Annotated in this window: 28 protein-coding genes and 1 pseudogene; 15 read left to right on the plus strand and 14 right to left on the minus strand. The window is 66.6% G+C overall.

Translation table 11 applies throughout. The features are described from left to right. Window positions 1–21 precede the first annotated feature (21 nt). From CLV29_RS12625 to CLV29_RS12690, 14 genes are all read right to left on the minus strand, one after another. Entirely contained in the window at window positions 22–480 is a 459-nt protein-coding gene (locus CLV29_RS12625) for a RusA family crossover junction endodeoxyribonuclease (RefSeq protein ID WP_208292947.1), read from the minus strand. Beyond that, on the minus strand, window positions 477–866 hold the full coding sequence (locus CLV29_RS12630) for a hypothetical protein (protein ID WP_133755434.1): 390 nt from the start codon (window positions 864–866) through the stop codon (window positions 477–479). The genes CLV29_RS12625 and CLV29_RS12630 overlap by 4 nt, the downstream gene beginning before the upstream one ends. Then, window positions 863–1,750 (minus strand): recombinase RecT, encoded by an 888-nt coding sequence (locus tag CLV29_RS12635; protein ID WP_133755435.1) that lies wholly within the window; start codon window positions 1,748–1,750, stop codon window positions 863–865. The genes CLV29_RS12630 and CLV29_RS12635 overlap by 4 nt, the downstream gene beginning before the upstream one ends. Continuing rightward, the gene (locus CLV29_RS12640) at window positions 1,747–2,640 is read right to left on the minus strand and encodes a YqaJ viral recombinase family nuclease (RefSeq protein WP_133755436.1); all 894 of its coding nucleotides are present in this window, start codon (window positions 2,638–2,640) and stop codon (window positions 1,747–1,749) included. Before CLV29_RS12640 ends, CLV29_RS12635 begins: the two co-directional genes overlap by 4 nt. Further along, window positions 2,640–2,819, minus strand: coding sequence for a hypothetical protein (locus CLV29_RS12645; RefSeq protein ID WP_133755437.1), 180 nt, complete (start codon window positions 2,817–2,819; stop codon window positions 2,640–2,642). The genes CLV29_RS12640 and CLV29_RS12645 overlap by 1 nt, the downstream gene beginning before the upstream one ends. After that, window positions 2,816–3,136 carry a hypothetical protein gene (locus tag CLV29_RS12650; protein ID WP_133755438.1) on the minus strand — a complete coding sequence of 107 codons (321 nt, stop codon included), beginning with the start codon at window positions 3,134–3,136 and terminating at the stop codon, window positions 2,816–2,818. Before CLV29_RS12650 ends, CLV29_RS12645 begins: the two co-directional genes overlap by 4 nt. Continuing rightward, window positions 3,133–3,384 carry a hypothetical protein gene (locus tag CLV29_RS12655; RefSeq protein WP_133755439.1) on the minus strand — a complete coding sequence of 84 codons (252 nt, stop codon included), beginning with the start codon at window positions 3,382–3,384 and terminating at the stop codon, window positions 3,133–3,135. The genes CLV29_RS12650 and CLV29_RS12655 overlap by 4 nt, the downstream gene beginning before the upstream one ends. Before the next feature lie 85 nt (window positions 3,385–3,469). Beyond that, window positions 3,470–4,303, minus strand: a complete 834-nt coding sequence (locus tag CLV29_RS12660) for a pentapeptide repeat-containing protein (protein ID WP_133755440.1) — start codon at window positions 4,301–4,303, stop codon at window positions 3,470–3,472. Beyond that, window positions 4,300–4,698, minus strand: coding sequence for a hypothetical protein (locus CLV29_RS12665; protein ID WP_133755441.1), 399 nt, complete (start codon window positions 4,696–4,698; stop codon window positions 4,300–4,302). Before CLV29_RS12665 ends, CLV29_RS12660 begins: the two co-directional genes overlap by 4 nt. Further along, window positions 4,695–4,895 (minus strand): hypothetical protein, encoded by a 201-nt coding sequence (locus tag CLV29_RS12670; protein ID WP_133755442.1) that lies wholly within the window; start codon window positions 4,893–4,895, stop codon window positions 4,695–4,697. The genes CLV29_RS12665 and CLV29_RS12670 overlap by 4 nt, the downstream gene beginning before the upstream one ends. Beyond that, on the minus strand, window positions 4,892–5,203 hold the full coding sequence (locus CLV29_RS12675) for a hypothetical protein (RefSeq protein WP_133755443.1): 312 nt from the start codon (window positions 5,201–5,203) through the stop codon (window positions 4,892–4,894). The genes CLV29_RS12670 and CLV29_RS12675 overlap by 4 nt, the downstream gene beginning before the upstream one ends. After that, complete coding sequence (locus CLV29_RS12680; RefSeq protein WP_133755444.1) at window positions 5,200–5,628, minus strand: hypothetical protein; 429 nt, start codon at window positions 5,626–5,628, stop codon at window positions 5,200–5,202. The genes CLV29_RS12675 and CLV29_RS12680 overlap by 4 nt, the downstream gene beginning before the upstream one ends. A gap of 250 nt (window positions 5,629–5,878) precedes the next feature. Next, window positions 5,879–6,490: a hypothetical protein gene (locus tag CLV29_RS12685; protein ID WP_133755445.1), complete on the minus strand. Its 612-nt coding sequence runs from the start codon at window positions 6,488–6,490 to the stop codon at window positions 5,879–5,881. Between the two features lie 71 nt (window positions 6,491–6,561). Next, a complete protein-coding gene (locus CLV29_RS12690) occupies window positions 6,562–6,816 on the minus strand; it encodes a helix-turn-helix domain-containing protein (RefSeq protein WP_133755446.1) in 255 nt (84 codons plus the stop codon). Window positions 6,817–7,021: 205 nt separating this feature from the next. Here CLV29_RS12690 and CLV29_RS12695 point away from each other — a divergent pair, with 205 nt between their 5' ends. The 15 genes and pseudogenes from CLV29_RS12695 to CLV29_RS12765 all read left to right on the plus strand — a co-directional run bounded on the left by CLV29_RS12695 (window position 7,022) and on the right by CLV29_RS12765 (window position 19,437). Further along, the gene (locus tag CLV29_RS12695; protein WP_133755447.1) at window positions 7,022–7,411 is read left to right on the plus strand and encodes a hypothetical protein; all 390 of its coding nucleotides are present in this window, start codon (window positions 7,022–7,024) and stop codon (window positions 7,409–7,411) included. A 44-nt stretch (window positions 7,412–7,455) separates the two neighbouring features. Further along, complete coding sequence (locus CLV29_RS12700) at window positions 7,456–7,842, plus strand: ImmA/IrrE family metallo-endopeptidase (RefSeq protein WP_166649266.1); 387 nt, start codon at window positions 7,456–7,458, stop codon at window positions 7,840–7,842. Window positions 7,843–7,853: 11 nt separating this feature from the next. Beyond that, window positions 7,854–8,069: an SHOCT domain-containing protein gene (locus CLV29_RS12705; protein ID WP_133755449.1), complete on the plus strand. Its 216-nt coding sequence runs from the start codon at window positions 7,854–7,856 to the stop codon at window positions 8,067–8,069. Between the two features lie 12 nt (window positions 8,070–8,081). Continuing rightward, entirely contained in the window at window positions 8,082–8,309 is a 228-nt protein-coding gene (locus CLV29_RS12710; RefSeq protein WP_133755450.1) for a hypothetical protein, read from the plus strand. A 97-nt stretch (window positions 8,310–8,406) separates the two neighbouring features. Further along, the gene (locus CLV29_RS12715) at window positions 8,407–8,787 is read left to right on the plus strand and encodes a hypothetical protein (RefSeq protein ID WP_133755451.1); all 381 of its coding nucleotides are present in this window, start codon (window positions 8,407–8,409) and stop codon (window positions 8,785–8,787) included. Continuing rightward, window positions 8,784–8,996, plus strand: coding sequence for a hypothetical protein (locus CLV29_RS12720; protein WP_133755452.1), 213 nt, complete (start codon window positions 8,784–8,786; stop codon window positions 8,994–8,996). Before CLV29_RS12715 ends, CLV29_RS12720 begins: the two co-directional genes overlap by 4 nt. Before the next feature lie 39 nt (window positions 8,997–9,035). Then, window positions 9,036–9,386 (plus strand): annotated as a pseudogene (locus tag CLV29_RS12725) (hypothetical protein); the annotation flags it as partial. Continuing rightward, complete coding sequence (locus CLV29_RS12730) at window positions 9,383–10,279, plus strand: type II secretion system F family protein (RefSeq protein ID WP_133755453.1); 897 nt, start codon at window positions 9,383–9,385, stop codon at window positions 10,277–10,279. The pseudogene CLV29_RS12725 and the gene CLV29_RS12730, both read left to right, overlap by 4 nt. Beyond that, on the plus strand, window positions 10,255–11,166 hold the full coding sequence (locus CLV29_RS12735) for a hypothetical protein (protein ID WP_133755454.1): 912 nt from the start codon (window positions 10,255–10,257) through the stop codon (window positions 11,164–11,166). The genes CLV29_RS12730 and CLV29_RS12735 overlap by 25 nt, the downstream gene beginning before the upstream one ends. Window positions 11,167–11,229: 63 nt before the next feature. After that, window positions 11,230–11,415: a hypothetical protein gene (locus CLV29_RS12740; RefSeq protein ID WP_133755455.1), complete on the plus strand. Its 186-nt coding sequence runs from the start codon at window positions 11,230–11,232 to the stop codon at window positions 11,413–11,415. A 45-nt stretch (window positions 11,416–11,460) separates the two neighbouring features. Continuing rightward, the gene (locus CLV29_RS12745) at window positions 11,461–14,523 is read left to right on the plus strand and encodes a LysM peptidoglycan-binding domain-containing protein (protein WP_133755456.1); all 3,063 of its coding nucleotides are present in this window, start codon (window positions 11,461–11,463) and stop codon (window positions 14,521–14,523) included. A gap of 368 nt (window positions 14,524–14,891) precedes the next feature. Then, complete coding sequence (locus CLV29_RS12750) at window positions 14,892–15,098, plus strand: heavy-metal-associated domain-containing protein (RefSeq protein WP_133755457.1); 207 nt, start codon at window positions 14,892–14,894, stop codon at window positions 15,096–15,098. Between the two features lie 132 nt (window positions 15,099–15,230). Next, a complete protein-coding gene (locus tag CLV29_RS12755) occupies window positions 15,231–16,244 on the plus strand; it encodes an aldo/keto reductase family protein (protein WP_133755458.1) in 1,014 nt (337 codons plus the stop codon). A gap of 294 nt (window positions 16,245–16,538) precedes the next feature. Continuing rightward, window positions 16,539–16,958 carry a DUF5318 family protein gene (locus tag CLV29_RS12760; RefSeq protein WP_133755459.1) on the plus strand — a complete coding sequence of 140 codons (420 nt, stop codon included), beginning with the start codon at window positions 16,539–16,541 and terminating at the stop codon, window positions 16,956–16,958. After that, window positions 16,951–19,437, plus strand: coding sequence for a transglycosylase domain-containing protein (locus CLV29_RS12765; RefSeq protein WP_133755460.1), 2,487 nt, complete (start codon window positions 16,951–16,953; stop codon window positions 19,435–19,437). Before CLV29_RS12760 ends, CLV29_RS12765 begins: the two co-directional genes overlap by 8 nt. Window positions 19,438–19,463: the final 26 nt, after the last annotated feature.

The raw sequence follows: 19,463 nt of genomic DNA on the forward strand, positions 1-19,463 counted from the left end.
TGTCGGGGTGGAAGCGGTTCCTCACGCTGCACCGCCGAGGGGATGGTCGTTGAGGTGTAGCTCGACCGTGATCACTGCCGCTGGCGCTCCCTCGGTGTAGACCTTCGACACGTTCAGGTGCACCACCTGCGCGTCATCACGCCACACACCCGCATCAGTCAACGCGTCCTCCGTGGAACGAACGAGCTTCGACAAATCCGGCGTCCTGGCGCACCAGAACGGGGCCGAAGACTTCAACACCGAAGCGTTGCGGCCGGTGCCGTAATGCGACTTCGGGCGAGGCATCCAGAACACGATGGATAGGCGGATCTGTCCCTCAACAGGGGAGTTGCCGTCGATCGCGTCCAGGGCTGCGTGTTTCACTGCCTCCCGCCACGGCTTCACGTTCTTCGAGGACTCGATCATGATTCCGCGGCCGACGTGACGTTTGCTGCCTTGCGGGGCTGGGAGACCGTGGACGGTGAACTCTGTGACGATCACGGCTTGACCTCCGGGCAGTCGCACGGGCCGAAGCGTCCGCACACCGGGCAGGCCACGCAGACGTGTGCGCCGAGCTCCAGCGCGATGGGGGTACACCCGGACCAGTGGACACCTGAATGACCGGCCGGGAGCGCACACGGGAAACACTGCCAGCCGCGCCCGAACGTGATCTTGTTGTCGCCGTGCCACTTGTTGTCGCACGGCGCCGCGCACACAGCCGTCTCCGGGTCGATGAACTCGGCAGCGAGATCACGCTCCGGGTCGAAACTCAGACCGCAGTCATAGCAGACGAAGTGGCCGCCCCCGTCGTCGGTGTCACCCGCGCAAACACCACACAGCGGTGCCTGCCATTCAGCCGCCGGCAGCGGCCTCGCATCCTGGTTCATGGCTTCACCGCGTCCTTCCACGGATCCTCACCAGCACCATCAACGAGCTCACCCTCGACCGGCTCGTCACCGGCCGCTGTCGCCTGAAGCACCTCACCGGTCACCTCGTCCACGTACTCGCCCTGCCCCGGCTGTACCGCCGCCGAGATCACAGTCGGGCCGGCCTCCCGGGCCGCACGCTCCGCCGCAACCTCCTGCGCCGCCCGCAACTGCTCCTTGCGGTACTCCGCCGATGTCGGCACCCACTTCGCCAACTGCCGCACAGCACTCTTCAACCACATCGCCGCCTCATGGTTCTGCCACGGCGAGTACGACGAATCAGCACCCTGCGACGACTTCTTGATCCGGTTGATCTCAGCCCGGTTCAGCACGATCACCTTCGACGTCGCACCGTCCTTCATCACCGCGTACGCGTACACCAGACGCAGCTTCCCGCGGTCATCGGAATCCCAGTTGATCTTGTGGTCCGGCCGCTCGTCTCGGCCAGGCTGGTAGGCGAACTCGTCATGCTCGTACACGACCTCGGCGATCACCGACGACACCGCACCGGCCCTGTACATCAGGTCAACAAGCCCCTGGTAACCAACGATCCCGAGGACCGTCGGGCGACCCTTCTCCTTCCGCGGGGTCAGATAGAACTGTTCGCTGCCGGCATCCAGTCCGAGCCGTGCCGCGTTCGACAGCGCAGCCAGGAACGCGCCGGGATCACTCGCCGCAGCCTCGGCCAGCTTCTGATCACGCCGAAGCGCACCAATCGCGACCCGCGCCCACTGGTCGGCGTTCACATGCGACGGCAGCATCGTCGCGAAGTCGTTCTTGTACTGCCCGACCAGCCCGGCCGGACTGTTGTCTCTCTGTGCCATTGCATTGCTGATGCTCGTCATGCTGCGATCTCCTTCGCATATCGGGTGAGATTCCTGGAAGCGACGACATACGGTGTGCCGTCGCCGCGGGCTTGCCTGGTCGCGATCGTGTGTCCGTCCCACACCGCGGCCTTCGCGTTGCCCATGTGGTCGGCCAATCGGGCTGTCTCCTCCGTCTTCGCCGTGTCCGCAGACTTTGCGGCCGCGACCGCCTCCACATACGCCAACGCGACATCGTCCGGTACGTCGACGCGGACAGGCTCGATCAGCGGATGTAGCTGCTTCACCGCCTGATAGGTGGCCGAGTGGGCATCGATGTCTGGCCGTTCACCGGCGGCGATCGAGTCAAGGAACCGGCGCCCCTCGGCGACCATCAGGTTGATATCATCGGCGTCCTGCTCGACGACGTACTCGCGGTAATCGATGCCGCGGAACAGCGCAGCAACATGGATCCGTTTCCAGCCGCCGATGTGGAGGTACCAGCGGGTTTGGGTCAGGTAGTAGGGCGGGATCTCATCCGTGCCGGGGGTGCCCCACTCGTCGTCGTACTGCGGCGCTTTGATCTCGACCGGCTCGACAGCACCGTCGGCGAACGTGGCGACAGCATCCGGTGACGCGATCTGCCAGCCGTCGCGGAGGTACGTCAGCCCGGTTTGCAGGTTCGCCAGGGGCCGGTCTTCGGCCCACTTGGCCAAGATGACCGCTTCGAGCCGCCGACCCCATTCGGTTGCCGGCATGTCTGGTGACGGCCCGATCAGCCCGGACTTGCGATGCCACAGTGAGAACCGGGACTCCCACGGCGACAGGCCGAGTACCGCGGCGACTTCGGAGCCGCCCAGACCGGTGGCGCGCTGCTGCGCCCAGCCGTCCGAGCCCGGCGCATGCGTTGGGATCCGTCGGGTGTCCATCATCAGCCGCCTTCCATCTGTTGGAGCATCCGGTCCTCGGCGAGGTCGGATTCCCACGGTTCGGGGTCGTGTTCGTGGTCGGTTTCGTACCGGTCGGTGTCGTATTCGTCGGTGCCGCACCGGTGGTAGGTGCGGGCGGTCCGGGTGACGAACGTGCGGTCGCAGCGGCGGCAGAAGATCATGACGCCGCCAGGTCGTCGTACCGGTCGGCGGGGATCAGCCCGTTACTGCAGGTGCTGCAGCCGGCGCCGTGGCATCGGGGGCAGGTCGCGACCCATCCGTCGCCGCCGCACAGGTGGCATTGGCCCCAGCGGGCGACACCTTCAGGGTTGTGGTCGACCTCGCCCGCGATGCAGTCAGCGGGGCATTGGACGGGCGCGGATTCGACCAGTGCGAGCCACGCCTCGGCGGTCTCTCGGCTGGCGAACCGGCCCCCGATCTGCCCGGATGGGCTGATCAGCATCCAGTCGCCGGAGAAGTGCTGCACGATCCTGGTCATGCCGCGATCCGTCCTTTCCGGGCTCCGGCGCCGACGCGCAGTTCGTCACGGTCGGCGAACAACTGGGTGGCGAGGTCGTCGCGCTGTTTCCGGCGGAGCATGCGGATCAGGTGATCGACATGCTTGTACCCGGTACGGGCGGCGATCTGCGTGGGGTGGACGCTGTCGGCGAGTAGGAACTCGACGTTCTCGATCGTGGCGTCGGCGTTGATCATCGGGCGGCGGGTGATCTTGCGGGTGGTGGTCATCAGATCGCCGCCACGAGCAGGTAGAACAGGACGAACAGCGCGGTGAGGCCGATCAGGCCGATCACGTCCAGGGCAGGGGAAGGGTTCATACGATCACCGCCCCACGGGAGCGAAGATCATCCACGTCATGCCCGGACAGGTACGCCCCGGACAGGTACGCCTCGGACAGGTTCGCCCGGGACAGGTTCGCCCGGGACAGGTTCGCCTCGGACAGGTTCGCCCGGGACAGGTTCGCCCGGGACAGGTTCGCATCGGACAGGTTCGCCCGGGACAGGTTCGCCCGGGACAGGTTCGCATCGGACAGGTTCGCCCCGGACAGGTCCGCCCCGGACAGGTTCGCCCGGGACAGGTTCGCCCGGGACAGGTTCGCATCGGACAGGTCCGCCCCGGACAGGTACGCCCCGCGCAGGTCCGCCTCGGACAGGTCCGCCCCGGACAGGTCCGCCCCGGACAGGTCCGCCCCGCGCAGGTCCGCCTCGGACAGGTCCGCCCCGCGCAGGTTCGCCCCGGACAGGTTCGCCCCGCGCAGGTAGGAGTTTGCGCCGTGATCCCGCACCAGCCGCTCACCATCAACAAGATCAACAACCGCAACCCGAGGAACCCGGCACTTCCCGACCTGATCACCGCGAGCATCAGCCATGTTGTACGCAACCAGCAACAAGGTGCGCGCCGGGAAACCACCAGACGCCATACCCGCCCAAGTCGTCGCCACACACAACCCATCCCCTTCCTCCCGGGGGCAGCTGCCGTTGTGGTCCAGCATGTTCGGCGCCTCAGCCACACCGCCGGGGAACGGCCACTGGAACCCGTTGCGTGTGGTCAGATCAGGTCGGGTGGATTTAATCCCCCACGTGTCCCACCCGTCAGGCAGTTCGCGGTCCTTGGTGATCACGTCGAGCAGGTTGCTGTAGTCGCTCATCGGTTCGCCTCCCGCTCCAACGCATCCGCGTATGCATCGACAATCGATGCAGCAGCCGGATACTCGGCACCCCGGACATACTTCGCGTATGTGCGGAGCGCGCCGTAACTGGCGTAACCGTCAGGATTCTTGATGATCAGGTAGCCGTCCGGCACCTCGGGCAGCTCCGGTTCCACGTCCTTGATCAGCTCGACCGAGATATCCCAGAAGCCTCCGGAACTGGTCAAAGGTCCAGCACCCCTGAGCGATACCGATCCGCCGGGATAGATGTGATCAACCATCCCCTCGTAGATCGACCTCACCCGGCAGTTGAACGCCTGCGGTGTGGCCTTCTCGAGGGTGATCTTCACGACCTGCCCGACCTTGATTTCATCCCACTCAATGACCTTGCTCATGACGCCTCCTTGCGGTACCGGTCCGGCACCGGCTGGAAATGAATGGCGAGCGTCTGCTGCTGCCGATCGCTCAACCGCTTGATGTTCGACCTGGCCGTGCGAAGCGCCGCGGCGATCGTGCGCGGATCCGTGGACCGCATCCACGGCTGCCATCCGGCATCCAGCGCCGCCTGTGACGGTGGTGTCTGTCTGTTCATGCCGCCACCCCCACCCACAACAGATTCCGAGACGACCTGCGTGACGCACGCCGCGGCCGGGTCAAACCGACCGGCACAATCAGCCCCTTCGCCGCAGCGGCACCCATGTGCGCCGGCAGCAGGTTCGGTGAATGCGGCACCACGTCCTCCGGTAGCAGCGCCCGCACGTCGTCTGCATCGAATGTGCGGCCGGACTGTGCGAGTTCGGCGATGGCCGCTTTGATGTGCGGTCCGGCCATGCGGTGCGGCGCAACATCAGCAGTAATGACCGCGTCTGTGCCTTCGGCGCGTAGCTCGATGCCGGTCATGCCGCGTCCCCCTCGTCCAGTTGGGCCCGAACCATCTGGTCGAACTCTCTGAGGTGCCCGTACTGCCGTTTCAGCGCGATCAGTGCGCGTTCAAACTCACGGAGCACGAGAGCCCTGGTGAAGTCGTCACTGAGCGCCTCGCCGGTGGGGATGTACACGTTCGGCGCGGACGCCTGCCGCGGTGGCACGAATGCCCGAACCTGTTTCGGTACGCCACCTTTGGTCTCGGCGTAGGTGATCTTCACTGAGCGGATCAGTTCGCGTGCTTGGACTTCCCGGTACTTGGGTCCGGCGATTTCGTCGTTCCACTCGAACCGATGGTGGAGTGGGTGGTCGGTGTTCTTGGCGGTCTCTACGACCAGCGCGGGTGTGAGTTGTCCGCGCTGGTCGTAGATGGATTGGAGCGCTTCGCGGAGGTTGGTCATGCCACACCTGCCACGCAGTGCCGCGCCCAGCCGAGCCCTACCGGACCCAGCCTTGCCGTGCGCTGCCTGCCGCGCCAAGCCATGCCGCGCCGCACCAAGCCCTGCCCTGCCTGCCGAGCCGTGCCGCACCGAGCCCGGCCGCGCCCTACCGAGCCCTGCCCTGCCGCGCCCTGCCTGACCGCGCCTGCCAAACCATGTCGAGCCCTGCCGCAACGCGCCTGACCTTGCCGTGCCATGCCTGCCGTGATGATCATGCGAACGTCACCTCACGATCCGTGTCGATCTGATACGTGCCGAACTCGCCCTTCTTCTCCGGGCGCCACTCACCAACACCCACACCCATCCCGCCGGCATCGATCAGCGACAGCACCGACTCCCTCGTCAGCGCCGACGCCACGTAGATCACTTCGAGAAGTGCCGACCACTCCGGGAACTCCGGTCGATACCGAAGGTCCGTTCCACTGATCCCCAGCCGAACAACGTCCTCCCGCATGCGCGGCGTACCTTCGATCGGGATCAATGGCTGCGGGTCCGCGTCACTCAGCACGCCCTTGAAGAACAAGAACTGGCGGAGTTCGGTCATCTTCACCGACTTGCCGTAGAACCTGGCCGCCCCGATCGTGGCTGCCTTGAACGCCACCGCCGGGAAGCCGTACCCGTTCTCGGTCCGGTAGAACGACGCCTCATAGTCGGCCTGCGGGTCACGCTTCTCCTTCGGAGTCTTGCGGCCCTGCTGAGCGTCCAACATCTGGCGCTTCGCCTTCTCGCTGAACTTGTGAACGATCAGGGGAGTCGTGCCCTTGATCGGGACGAGCATCGTCTCCGTTTCGATCCGGTTGATGCTGACCTGTGTGTCCGTCATTTGCTATGCTTCCTGTGAGTTTGAACTTCGGTTCTCTGGCCCTCATCCGTTGCAGCGGGTGAGGGCTTCCTTCATGCCGCCTGGTCGAACAACTCCGGGCGGGCAATCGCGATCTGCGGCACGTCGAGCGCGTCAGCGATCCGTGCAAGCAGAACCTTGGTGATCGGCTTCCGGCCCGCCTCGATGTTCGACAGGTACGGCCGGCTGATCCCGATGTGGTTGGCGAACTGGTCAGCGCGCCAACCGGCCTTCTTGCGAAGTTCTGTGATGGTCGCGCCGACCCTCCGACGTTCAGCCATCTCGGCTTCGGTGAGGTTCGGTGTCATGCCTAAGAGTATGTAGGAACCTGTGGGAACAAGTCAAGCGGGAACGCAGGAAAAGTCCGAACAAGTACGAATCACCTAGCCAGAGCATCTTACAACCGCGTACTTTCAACCTCGTATTTCCGCGATGAAGTGCCCACATGGTCAAACCCGCCTGATTGCGGTTCCCTCGTGTTCTCGGTCACTCTCAACGACATGGAGACGCATGGTGAACAGGACAGAGGGCGAGCAAGCCGCACGCCGAGCGATCAAGGCATGGCTGGCTCACCACAAGAAGTCACAGGCGTGGCTGCGCACAGCAGCGAAGGTCGACACCGGCACACTCAACGAGTTCCTTGCCGGCAACCGGTGGCCGAAGCTGGCAACGCAAGGGAAGATCGAGGACGCCCTTGGGTGGTCGGCGGGAACAATTTCGGCCATCGCAGAAGGTGATCCGCCACCGCCGCTGCCGGGGACCGATGTCAGTGGCGACCATCACGATGACGACTTGCAGTTCCGCAAACCAGACGGCATCAGCAAAGACGAATGGCAACGCATACGGGCCGAGTCAGAAAGGTTCATCCAGTGGCAGATCGACCAGGCGGCGACCGAGCGCTGACCTACGACCCCGGCCGAGACGCAGCCGAACGCTACCCCGACTGGGTGATCCGGCACCGCCCCCTCGGCGGCATCCCCGAAGTGCTGTGCCGGCGACGGAAGGTGATCCTCATCGACCGTGCGCAAGGATGGCCGGCTAAGCGATCCGCGCTCGCCCACGCCCTCGCGCACTTGGACCTCGGCCACACCGGCCACCACGCGCTTGACGACCTGAACGAGCACGAAGCGGAACTGCTCGCCGCACGCCGACTGATCCCTCTCGACCATCTGGTGGATGCGGTCTTGTGGGCAGGGGAGTGCTGGGCAGAGGTCGCCGACCAGCTGACTGTGGACCTGCGGCTGCTGCGGCACCGGTGTGACCACCTGCACCCGTCTGAACGACACGCGATCAAACGACACCTGGCCAACCACCGGCTAGGACAAACCGCATAGAGGAGACACTCATGCCCAACAACGACGAATCAGTGAAGCGGCTCGATGACCTGGTGCGCCGGCGTGATGCCGGGGAGATTAGTGAAGCCGAGTACGAGGTACGCCGTGACCGGTTGTTGCAGGACGACCGGAAGCAGAACTCGCCGCTCAGGTCCATCCTCGCCGTCGTGATCGCGATCGTGGCGGTCTATGTTGTGTTCATGATCGCCAACGGCATCATCAACTGAGTCGAGGGGACTGTGAACAAGAAGGCGCGGAGCCGGGTCGAAGAGTACGCCGCGGCGCTCGATGAGTTGGAGCGGCGATACTCGGCAGGGCAGATCAGCCAGGGTAGGTACGAGGTCATGAAGCAAGACCTACTCAAAGAGGCGGGAAACCCGCCTCCATCGCTGCTGACGAGGATCGGCATTGCCGTGGTGGTTGTGGTCATCGGCCTGGTCATCATCAGGATCCTGTTCGGCGGATAAAGGCACCGCGGGGCGCCACTACGCCGAGGGAAATGCACCCGGCTGAGAAGGCGTACCTGGCCCGCCGGCTGGCGGACATCGAGGAAGCGAGTTGGGCATGAAGAAGACCGGTGGACTGGTTGCGGCGCTGTTCCTGCTGGCCGCTTGTGGCGGGCCGGAGAAGGACGCCACCTACGACAGTGTCGAGGCGTTGCGTGATGCAGCCATCGAAGCAGGCTACGAGTGTCCCAACTGGGAGCAGCGAAACCAGGTCACCGCAGCCGCACAGTCCGGGTCGTGCTCGACCGCTGACGTGTTCGCGACGTACCTGTCGGAGGCGGCGCGGGATGAGGCGGTGAACAACCTCAAGGCGTTCGCTGCCGACTTCGATGACATGCCTGTCACCGTGCTGGCTGGCCCGAACTGGACGATCAATGCGCCCGACGAGGCTGTACACGAGCTGCACGAGAAGCTCGGCGGAACGGTCGTCGGCGGATGAGTCCGACCGATCGCCGCATCGTCGAGGCCATCGACCTGCCGCCCGCGGACCGCACCCGTCTCGCCGTCGATCTCGGTCTCACCTCGCCGGCACTGCATCAGCGGATGGTCCGGTTGGCGAAGGATCCGCAGGTGGCATTGGTCTACCCGGGCGAGGTAGCGCGGCTGCGGGCGCGGATTCGCAGGGCGAGGTCGCTCGGCAGGGCATAGACCCTCGCTCGAAAGAGTCGATAGGTTCCGATAGCGGTGGGCGCCGGGACCATGTCCACCACTCACTCCCATTCGGCATCCTCGACGATGGACCGCCTGGCGTCGCGGGTTGCGCAGGGCGGCGTGGTGACGATCGAAGAGGCGTATCGGCAGATCGCGCACAACATCAGCCTGCTGGTCCATGTGGAACTGACCGATGACACCTGGCGCGGAGGCCTGCGGCAGCGGCGGATCTCCGAGATCCGTCAGCTCACCGGCGGTGTCGACGGTGACCGGCCCTCCACCCACCTGACCTGGCAGGCGCGCAGTACAAGTGCTGCCCCGGCCGGGTTCACCCCGGATGTCACCTTGCTGGGTGAACTCGCCCGTTTCCGAAGGGGGCCGACATGAATGCGGCACTGGCCGGGGCCTGTGGTGCCCTGATCGGCCTGGGAATCACCGGTTGTGTGCTCGGGCTGCGCCGCACCGAACGCGGGGAGGCGCGGAACCATCGCTCCGCGGCCGACTGGTGGGCAGTCGCCACCCGCCGGCCGGCCGGTCCCGCGGGTCGACGACGCGATCTCACCCTGGGCGTCACCGCGACCCTCGGCATGATCATCTTCGCGCTCACCGGGTGGGTACTGGCGATCGTCCTGTTGCCCGCCCTGGCGCTGATCCTGCCGTACCTGTTGGGTACGCCGCGGCATCGTGACATCGAGGTGATGGAGGCGTTGGACCGTTGGGTACGGGGTCTGGCCACCGTCCTGCCGACCGGGAAGTCGGTGGTCGATGCGATCCGTATCACCTGTCGGCAGGCGCCGGCCGCGATCGCCACCGACGTCACCCGCCTGGTGGCCCGCCTGGATGAACGATGGCCACCGGATGCGGCCCTGCGGGCGCTGGCCGATGAGATCGACAGTGCCGATGCCGACGCAGTGATCGGTGCCCTGATCCTCTCGGTGCGACGTGGGGGGACCGGTTCTGCCGCGGTGCTGAAGGCGTTGTCCGACGGCATCCAGGACAGACTCCGGGCGCGGCGCGAGATCGAGGCCGAACGGGCCAAACCGCGGGTGGTGGTGCGGCAGATCACCGTGATCACGATGGTGGTCCTCGGTTCGTCGGTTCTGCTCGGACAAGGTTTCCTCGGCCCCTACACGACGGTGGTCGGGCAGGCCATCCTGGCCTGTCTGGTGGCGGCCTATCTCGGGTCGTTGATCATGCTCCGGCGACTGACCAATCCACCACGTCGGGAACGTCTGCTGATCGGGGGTCGGGACGGATGGACGTCTGGAAGCTCGCTGTGACCGGGATCGGGCCGGCCGTCGTCACCGGTGCGGTGATCGCGCTCGGACTGGTGCTGGTGGTCCGCGGGTTGCGGCCGGGTGCACCGGTACTCGCCGACGCATTGGCCCGGCTCGATGTCCAGGCAGGTCCGCCGCCACAGGCCCAGGTCCCGGCCCGGAACCGTTCCGAACGGCTGGGCCAGTGGTTGCACCTGCGGGGTGCCGTACCGGTCACCGCGGCCCAGCGCCGACTGCTGGAACTCCAGGGCAAGCCGCTCAGCGAGTTCGCCGCCGACAAGCTGATCATGGCCCTTCTCGGGTTGATCACCCCGGTGGTGGTTCTCGGCGTCTTCTCCTTCGTCGTCGGCGTCCCACCCGCCCTGCCGGCAGGCGTCGCTGTGGTGGGTGCGGTGGCGGGCTGGTTCGCTCCCGACCTGTTGTTGCGCCGAGGCGCCGAGGCCGGACGCAGCGCGGCAGGTGAGGCCCTGTTCCTCTACTTCGACCTGATCGTGCTCGAACGCATGGCGAACCTGTCTGCCGCCCAGTCGCTGGAGTCGGCAGCGAACCTGTCGGATGCGCCACTGTTCACCCAGCTGCGGGGAGCACTCACCCGGGCCCGGCTGCAACAGCAGGCGCCGTGGAACGAGATCCGACGGCTCGCCGATCGGTTGCAGCTGCCCGAACTGGCCGACGTCGCCGACGTGATGAGCCTGGACGAGACCGGGGCGACCCTCAACGATGCCCTGCGCGCGCGGGTCCGCGAACTGCGGGACTCCCACCTCACCGCCACCCGGATCGCGGCCCACGAGGTCTCCGAACGGATGACCATCTACATGGTGATCCCCGCGATGATCTTCGGGCTGATCTTCCTCACCCCGCCGATGCTGCGGCTGATGGGCGTTGCCTGAACCGATCCGACGACGTGAACAAGAAGCGATGGAGACAACACGATGGAGACAAGGGAGAGAACCATGACCAGGACGAAGCAACTACTCGGTGTGGCGTTGATCTGGCTGCTGGCCGGACCGCCGCGTCGCGATGAGCGTGGGCTGTCGCAGTCGACGGAGAATGCGATCCTGCTGGCCGGTGCGGTCACCGTCGCCACCTTGGTGACGACGGTCATCTTCGTCTACGTCCAGGGCAACCTGCCCAAGTGAGGCGATGATCATGGCTGACCGTCTGACCGAACGCGCGGATTCGGGATGAGGCGGGTGCTGCGGGGGATCGGTGCACTGCTCGTCCTGCTGCTGTTGTCGATCGGCGTCCCCGTGCTGCTGTGGACCATCGGCACGTTGCCGAAGCTGACCCTCGGCTCGTTGCTGCGCCCCGACGACGGCAGCCTGCTCCTCGGACTGCTGACCCTGATCGCCTGGGGTGCCTGGCTGGTGTTCGTTGTCACGACCTTGGTCGAGGTCGGGAACACCCTGTCGGGTCGACGACTCCGGCTGCCCGGTCTGGCCCTGCCGCAGCGTTGGGTTGCCGGGCTGGTGTTGGCAGTGGCTTCCATGGCTGTGGTCACCCCGAGTGCGTACTCGGCTCCCGCGGACTCAGCCTCCGCAGGACCGGTGCAGGAGACGGCCGAGCACGATGCCGAACCGGCGCGGTCGGATGGTCAAGGGCGGTCGGATGGTCAGAGGTGGTCGGATGGTCAGGGGCGGGCGGATGACCAGAACCGGGCGGATGGGCGGAAGCGAGCGGGGAGTGAGGGTGAGCCGGCTGCCGGGATTCGGCACTTCGTCGACCGGGGCGACAATCTCTGGGATCTGGCCGAGCACTACTACGGGGACGGGATGCGCTGGCGCGACATCGCCGTCGCCAATGCGGCGCTGATCGAGGACCCCGATGAGCTGGAGGTCGGGTGGGAGTTGATCATTCCCGGCGTACCCGACCGCGACACGGGTACGGGACGCTCCGAGGAGTCCCGGTCCGAAACCGACGGAACCGAGATCGATCGACCACCGGTGCATTCCGAACGCAGCGCCGGCACAGCGGCCGACCGGACACCGGATCACTCCACCGATTCCGGGAGCTCCGGGACCGGAGCCGGCTCCGGGATCGAGACGGAACCGAGCGCTGAGGCCGGCGCCCGGCGCGAAACTGGCTCCGGGACCGGCACCCGATCCGAAACCGGCTCCGGCGCCGAGGGGGAGCCGGGCGCCGAAGCGGACACCCGCAACGGACCCGACACCGATGCCGGATCGGGCGGGCAGCCGGGCGCCGCATCCGGCGAGGACACCACCGGGGCAGCCGGTCAGTCGGAGGAGACGATTCGACGACTGGGGCCGAGCCTCGACGAGGCGACCCCTGGGTGGTTGACCGCGATGTCGGCGCTCGCCGGTACGACAGCCGGTGGCGTGTCCGCGGTTCTGGCGCTGCGTCGGCGACGGCTGCTCGGCTCCCGCAGTGCAGGGGTCCGACTGAACTCGCCGCCGCTGCACGCCCGGTTGGTCGAGACCGGGCTGATCCACCGATCGGCACCGACCGCGGTCGAGCTCGCGGAGACGGCCATGCTCGAGGCCTCGGACCGATTCTGCCAACTGGGTGCCCCGGTGCCCGACCTGCAACGGGTGTCGGTCGGTGAGGACGATGTGGAGTTGATCTTCGACCAGGCGCCACCACGGCCACCGGCCCACTGGCATACCGGGCCGAACTCCTGGATCCGTCCGAAGACACCGGCCGAGCCCCAGGCCGGCGATGGTCCGCTGCTCTGGCCGGCACTGGTCTGCGTCGGGTGGCAGACCGACGGGCGGCTGATGATGATCGACCTGAACCGTTTCGGGCTGCTCAACCTCGGCAGCGCGCGACGGGCCGCAGACGACGACAACCGGGCCGAGGCGTTCCGCTCGGCACTGCTGCTGGAACTCATCACCGGCGCCTCGGCGAACCAGGTGGAGGTGATCATGGTCGGTGGGGACAAGCGTTTCGCCGAGGCCCTGGCCGAGCCGCAGGTACGCATGGTCGACCACCTGACCGAGATCCTCCCGGAACTGCGCCGACGTGCCTTCGAACGACGGAACACCCCGCCGCACCCGTTCGAACCTGCCACCATCGAGGCCCGTCGCCCGGTCGTCCTGCTCTGCGCCGAGCCGGTCGGCGAGGGACTGGGGCAGCTGGCGACGGTCTGCGACGGCGACACCGGGATCGTCGCGGTGCTCACCGGTGAACCGTCCTTGCCGGTGCTCGACCTCACCGCGGAGCCGGCGACCGTCTTCGGCGTGGAGTTCCAGCCCCAACTGGTGCCCGCCGCCGTCCGCGAAGGCGTGACGGAGCTGGTGTCCGCCACCGGGACCGAACCGTCCACCCCGGCCTGGTGGTGGAACCACGAACGCACTCCGACACACTCACCCAATCTCGTCGCCGTCGACCCGCGACCGCACGATCTCGAGGAATCCGATCATGAACCGACCGCCGCTGAACACCTCGACCGATCTCACGACGAGCGCGGACCGGCGCCGGTCGGCAGACGGGCAGCGGCGCCGGCATCGGCGGTTCCCGAAGGCGATCGATCGGCGGCATCGGAGGTGGTGGGGAACATGACCGGTGGGCCAACGGTCGAGATCCTCGGACCGGTACGGCTGCGTGCGACCGCAGGTCAGGCTCCGCCCCGGGCCCGGCGTCAGTGCATCGAGTACGCGGCATGGTTGCTGGAGAATCCCGGTGCGACCGGACAGCAGATGGCGCGAGGGCTGATGGTGGCCGAGAGCACGCGGCGCTCCAACATGTCCCGGCTGCGACTGTGGCTCGGTACCGACCCGGGCGGCGAACCGTACCTGCCGGAGGCCTACTCGGGCAGGATCGAACTGCACCCCGACGTGAGCTCGGACTGGCTGCGTTTCCAGGCACTGATCATCGGCGGGGTGAATCGGTCCGGGACCGGGTCGCTGATCACCGCCCTCGAACTGGTTCGTGGAGCACCGCTGGCCGATGCGGCTCCGGGTCAATGGGCGTGGGCGGAGGAACTGCGACTGGAGATCGGCTCTGTCATCCGCGACGTGGCCCTGGTGCTGGCCCAACGCTCGGTAGAGCTCGGGGAGTACGACCTGGCCGGCTGGGCGATCGGCAAGGGCACACTGGCGGCCGAGGACGACGAACAGTTGCTCTGCCTGCAACTGCAGGTGCACGCCGAACTCGGCAACCTGTTGGACGCCGAGCGGCTGGCGATGCGGATCAGTCGGCAGGCCCGGACCCTCGGAGTGGACCTGATGGACGAGACGGTGACCACGATCCAGAAGGTGCTGGAGGGTCGTCCCCGGCGGCGCGCCTGAGACTCGCCCGGTGCACGGCCGCCTCCGGGTACATCATCCACCGGCGGCGGGAGCCGCATTACCCGGCGGTCTCAGCGATGATCGTGCCGGCGGTGATCTCGGCCTCCTGACCCTGTGGGATCAGGTCCTTCACCGCCCGGCATGCCCCGGCGATGGGCTGCGTGACCCATCGCGAGTCGCGCTCGATCCGGGGCTGCGATCCGCTCCCGCGAACACTCGTTGGGATACCCCGCAGGGGTATGTAGGCTGGAGGGTGAACCGCCGGCGGGCGGTGCGCTGTCGGGGAACCGGCTGTGGTTTCATCGTCCCGCCGACAACCGATCCGCGCGTACCGCCTCACCGACGCGGGCAGACCCAGGGGAGCAGAGATGACCACCACCACTTTCGCCGTCACCGGAATGACCTGTGAGCACTGCGAGGCCTCGGTCCGCGAGGAGGTCTCGGAGATCCCCGGCGTCAGCGACATCCAGGTCAGCGCCGACAACGGCGTGCTCGTGGTCACCGGTGAGGGCGTGGACGAGGCCGCGGTGCTGGCCGCGGTCACCGAGGCCGGTTACACCGCCAGCCTGGCCTGATCCGGCACGGCCACCACCCTGCAGGCGTTCGCTTGCCGGGCGTCGTCGCGGCGGCGGCGCCTCCTGGACGGCTGAGGCTCTGGGCGTGCCCCCGGCCGGGGCTGCCACTCGACCGCGGGGTACGTTCGAGCCATGGAGCATCGCTACCTCGGCAACAGTGGACTGAAGATCAGTGAGATCACCTACGGAAACTGGCTGACCCACGGCTCGCAGGTGGAGGCAGATGTCGCCACTGCCTGCGTCCGGGCGGCCCTTGACGCCGGTATCACCAGTTACGACACCGCCGACACCTACGCCAACACCGCCGCCGAGACGGTGCTGGGTGAGGCGCTGAAGAACGAACGTCGCGAATCGCTGGAGATCTTCACCAAGGTCTACTTCCCGACCGGTCCGAAGGGCCCGAACGACACCGGCCTGTCCCGCAAGCACATCTCGGAGTCGATCAACGCCTCGTTGAAGCGGTTGCAGACCGACTACGTCGACCTCTACCAGGCCCACCGTTTCGACTACGAGACACCGCTGGAGGAGACGATGGTCGCCTTCGCCGATGTCGTCCGGGCCGGCAAGGCGCTCTACATCGGGGTCTCGGAGTGGACCGCCGACCAGCTCAAGCAGGCTGCCGCACTGGCCAAGGAACTGAAGATCCAGCTGATCTCGAACCAGCCGGAGTACTCGATGCTGCAGCGGGCGATCGAGGGTGAGGTCGTCCCGGCCTCCGAACAGCTCGGCATCTCCCAGATCGTCTGGTCCCCGGTCGCCCAGGGTGTGCTGACCGGCAAGTACAAACCGGGTGAGCAGCCGCCGGCCGGCTCCCGGGCCACCGACAGCAAGGGCGGCTCCGACATGATCGCCAGCTGGCTGTCGAAGGACGAGGTGCTCGCCCGCGTGCAGGAGCTGCGGCCGATCGCCGACGAGGCCGGGCTGACCATGGCCCAGCTCGCGATCGCCTGGGTCCTGCAGAACAAGAACGTCGCCGCCGCCATCGTCGGCGCCTCCCGCCCCGAGCAGGTCACCGACAATGTGCAGGCCAGCGGTGTCGAACTGCCCGCCACACTGCTCGCCCGGATCGACGAGGTGCTCGGTGATGCCGTCGAGCGCGACCCGGGCAGGACATACGAGAAGTCGCCGAAGACCCGCCTGACCTGAGGCACTGAGCAAAGCTGTCGATCACCGTGGCGCGACCCGGGCAGGACATACGGCAAAGTCGCCGAAGAGCGGCTTGGGCTGAGTTGTTGAGCAAAATCCGCCACTCGATCGCCGTATCGGTCGTCAACGGGTCGATTCGGTGATCGAGTGGCGGATTCGGCTCACGAACCGGGAGGTCACCCTCGCGAGCGGGAGCCAGCGCCAACCGGCCGCATCGACTGCCTGGGCGCACCCGTCTCCCGCAACTGTGCACAACCGCTGACCAGCGGGTTGATCGACTCGTACCCTTGGTCCATGTGGTCTCAGCGTGAGGTGGTGGATTTCTCGTTGCAGCGGCGGCGAACCCTTGCCTCCATGCGACAACGCAGCAACACGCTGAGCCGCGCCGAGGTCTGTGATGCCGATCCGATGCTGGTTCGTTCGGCGCTGCACCACGGGGAGCCCGCCGAGGCGCCCTGTCCGGTCTGCGCGTCGTCGACCCTGCAGGTCCTGCATTACGTCTTCGGTAAGCAGTTGGGGCAGTATTCCGGGCGGATCAAGGCGACCGTCGAACTCGAGCCGATGGCTCATGAGTTCGGTGAGTTCAAGGTCTGCCAGGTGGAGGTCTGCACCGAGTGCGGATGGAATTTCATGACCAGTTCGTGGCTGATGGGTGACGGCAAGAAGCGGCGCCCGCCACGACGACAGAAGACAGTTGAGGACATCTATGGCTGAACCGGGCAAGCGGAACGGACGCAAGTCCGCTGCGAGTGACGGCAAGGCAGTGGGAGCACGGGCTCGATCGGACGGGCCGGCGAAGGGCTCCAAGCTCCGCAAGGTGTTCGGCGGAATCCTGATTGCTGCTGTGGTCGTGGTGCTGTTGGGTGTGGCCGGGGTGGGCGTTGCCTACGCGCGTACCGACATCCCCGACCCGAATGCGGATTTCCAGACCAACACCACCGAGGTCTACTTCGCCGACGGCGAGACCGAGATGGGCCGGTTCCAGGTCCAGAATCGGCAGACCATCTCCTACGACGAGATCCCGCAGTCGATGAAGGACGCCGCGATCGCGGCCGAGAACCGTACCTTCTGGACCGACCCCGGATTCTCTGTCTCCGGTATGACCCGGGCGGCCTTCACCATCCTCACCGGTGGCGACATCCAGGGTGGCTCGACCATCACCCAGCAGTACATCAAGATCATGTACCTCTCGCCCGAGCAGACGATGCAGCGCAAGTTCACCGAACTGCTGCTCGCCTACAAGCTGAACCGCGAGGTCAGCAAGGAAGATGTCCTGGCCGGCTACCTGAACACGATCTACTTCGGCCGTGGCGCCTACGGAGTGCAGGCCGCCGCACAGGCTTACTTCGAGAAGGACGCCAAGGACCTCGACGTCGCCGAGTCGGCGGCGCTGGCCGCGATCCTGAACAACCCCGGCAGCAACGATCCCGCCGAGGGCGACGAGAATGCCGACCGGCTGCTCGACCGCTACCGGTACGTCCTCGACGGCATGGTCGAGATGGGGACCCTCTCGGCTGCCGACGCCGCACCGCTGCAGGCCGAACTCCCCGACTTCCCCGAGATCAAGAAGAACGAACGTTTCGGCGGCCCGAACGGCTTCCTGCTGAAGATGGTGCAGGACGAACTGGTGGCGGCCGGTCTGGACGAGGCGAAGATCCAGGGCGGCGGGCTGACCATCACCACCACCGTCGACAAGGACAGTCAGGACGCGATGGTGAAGGCGGCCGAGGCCAAGCAGAAGGAGGCCGCGGCGAACAACCCCGAGGACGACGACGGCAGTGGTCTGCACATCGGTATGGCCTCGGTCGACACCGAGAACGGTGGGCTGCGCGCGCTCTACGGCGGCGAGGACTACGTGGAGAGCCAGCGCAACTGGGCCGGTACGGCACGCCCGACCGGTTCCACCTTCAAGCCGTTCGCCCTGGCTGCCGGACTGGAGGACGGCTACAGCCTGAACGACTACTTCGAGGGCAACTCCTACCTGCCCGAGGGTGCCGACCGGCCGGTCAGCAACGAGAACGGCTGGACCTACGGCACGGTGAACCTGATCCAGGCCACCGCCCAGTCGATCAACACGGCGTTCGTCGATCTGACGATGGCGATGAACCCCAACGGTCCGCAGAAGGTGATCGACGCGGCCGTGGCTGCCGGGGCGCCGGAAGGCAGCGGCTGGGATGCCGTACCGGTGGTCGCGCTCGGTATCGCCGAGGTGAGTCCGATGAACATGGCCAACGCCTATGCGACCTTCGCCAACGAAGGGGTACGCAACGACGTGCACATCGTCAGCAAGGTGACCGACCCGTCCGGCCGGGTGCTCTACGAGGACGATTCGGAGGGTGAGCGGGCCTTCGACGCCGATGTGATGTCGGATGTCACCTACGCCATGCAGCAGGTGGTCGACGACGGCACCGGCTCCGCGGTCGGAACCCTGAACCGTCCGGTTGCCGGCAAGACCGGAACGAACGGTGTCCGGCGTGAGGTCGACGGGGTGGAGAGCAACGACGTCACCTCGTCCTGGTTCGTCGGCACCACCAAGCAGGTCTCGACCGCGGTGATGTTCGTTGCCGGGGACGACGGCAATGGCGACCTCGACCCCTATGCTCGTCCGGGTGATTCGACGTTCTTCGGCGGTACCTACCCCGCGCAGGCCTGGGAGCAGTACATGGAGGTCGCCGTCGCCGACATGGCGGTGGAGGACTTCCCGGAGCCGGCCTTCGTCGACAAGGAGAAGACCGACGGCACGACCGAACCCCGGCAGCAGCCGCCGAACACGGGCAGCTCGAACTCCGGCGGCGGATCGAACGACGACGACAGCTCCTCGGAGCGGACCAGTGCTCCGGAACCCAGTGATTCCGGCGGTGACGAGCAGAGCTCGGAGCCGAGCAGTAGGCCGACCGGTGGCTCTGGCTCCGATGATGATGACGAGTCCGACAATGGCGGCGGCGGCTCCGGCAACGGTGGTGACAACGAGGGTTCCGGCGGTGATGAGGAATCTGGCAACGGTGACGGTGGCGAGTCGGGCGATGGTGACGACAGTTCCGGTGGCGGCGGCGAACAAGAAGGTGAGGACTCGGGCAGCGGCTCGGGTGGCAGTGGTTCAGGCTCCGGATCCGGTTCCGGATCGGGAGGTGACACCGGCAGCAATTCGGGCAACTCGAACTCCGGTTCCGACTCCGACTCCGACGACAACTGATCGGCTGACCGTCCCCGCTGGAGGCA

Origin of the sequence: Naumannella halotolerans (genome assembly GCF_004364645.1) — a bacterium.
Lineage (GTDB): Bacteria > Actinomycetota > Actinomycetes > Propionibacteriales > Propionibacteriaceae > Naumannella > Naumannella halotolerans.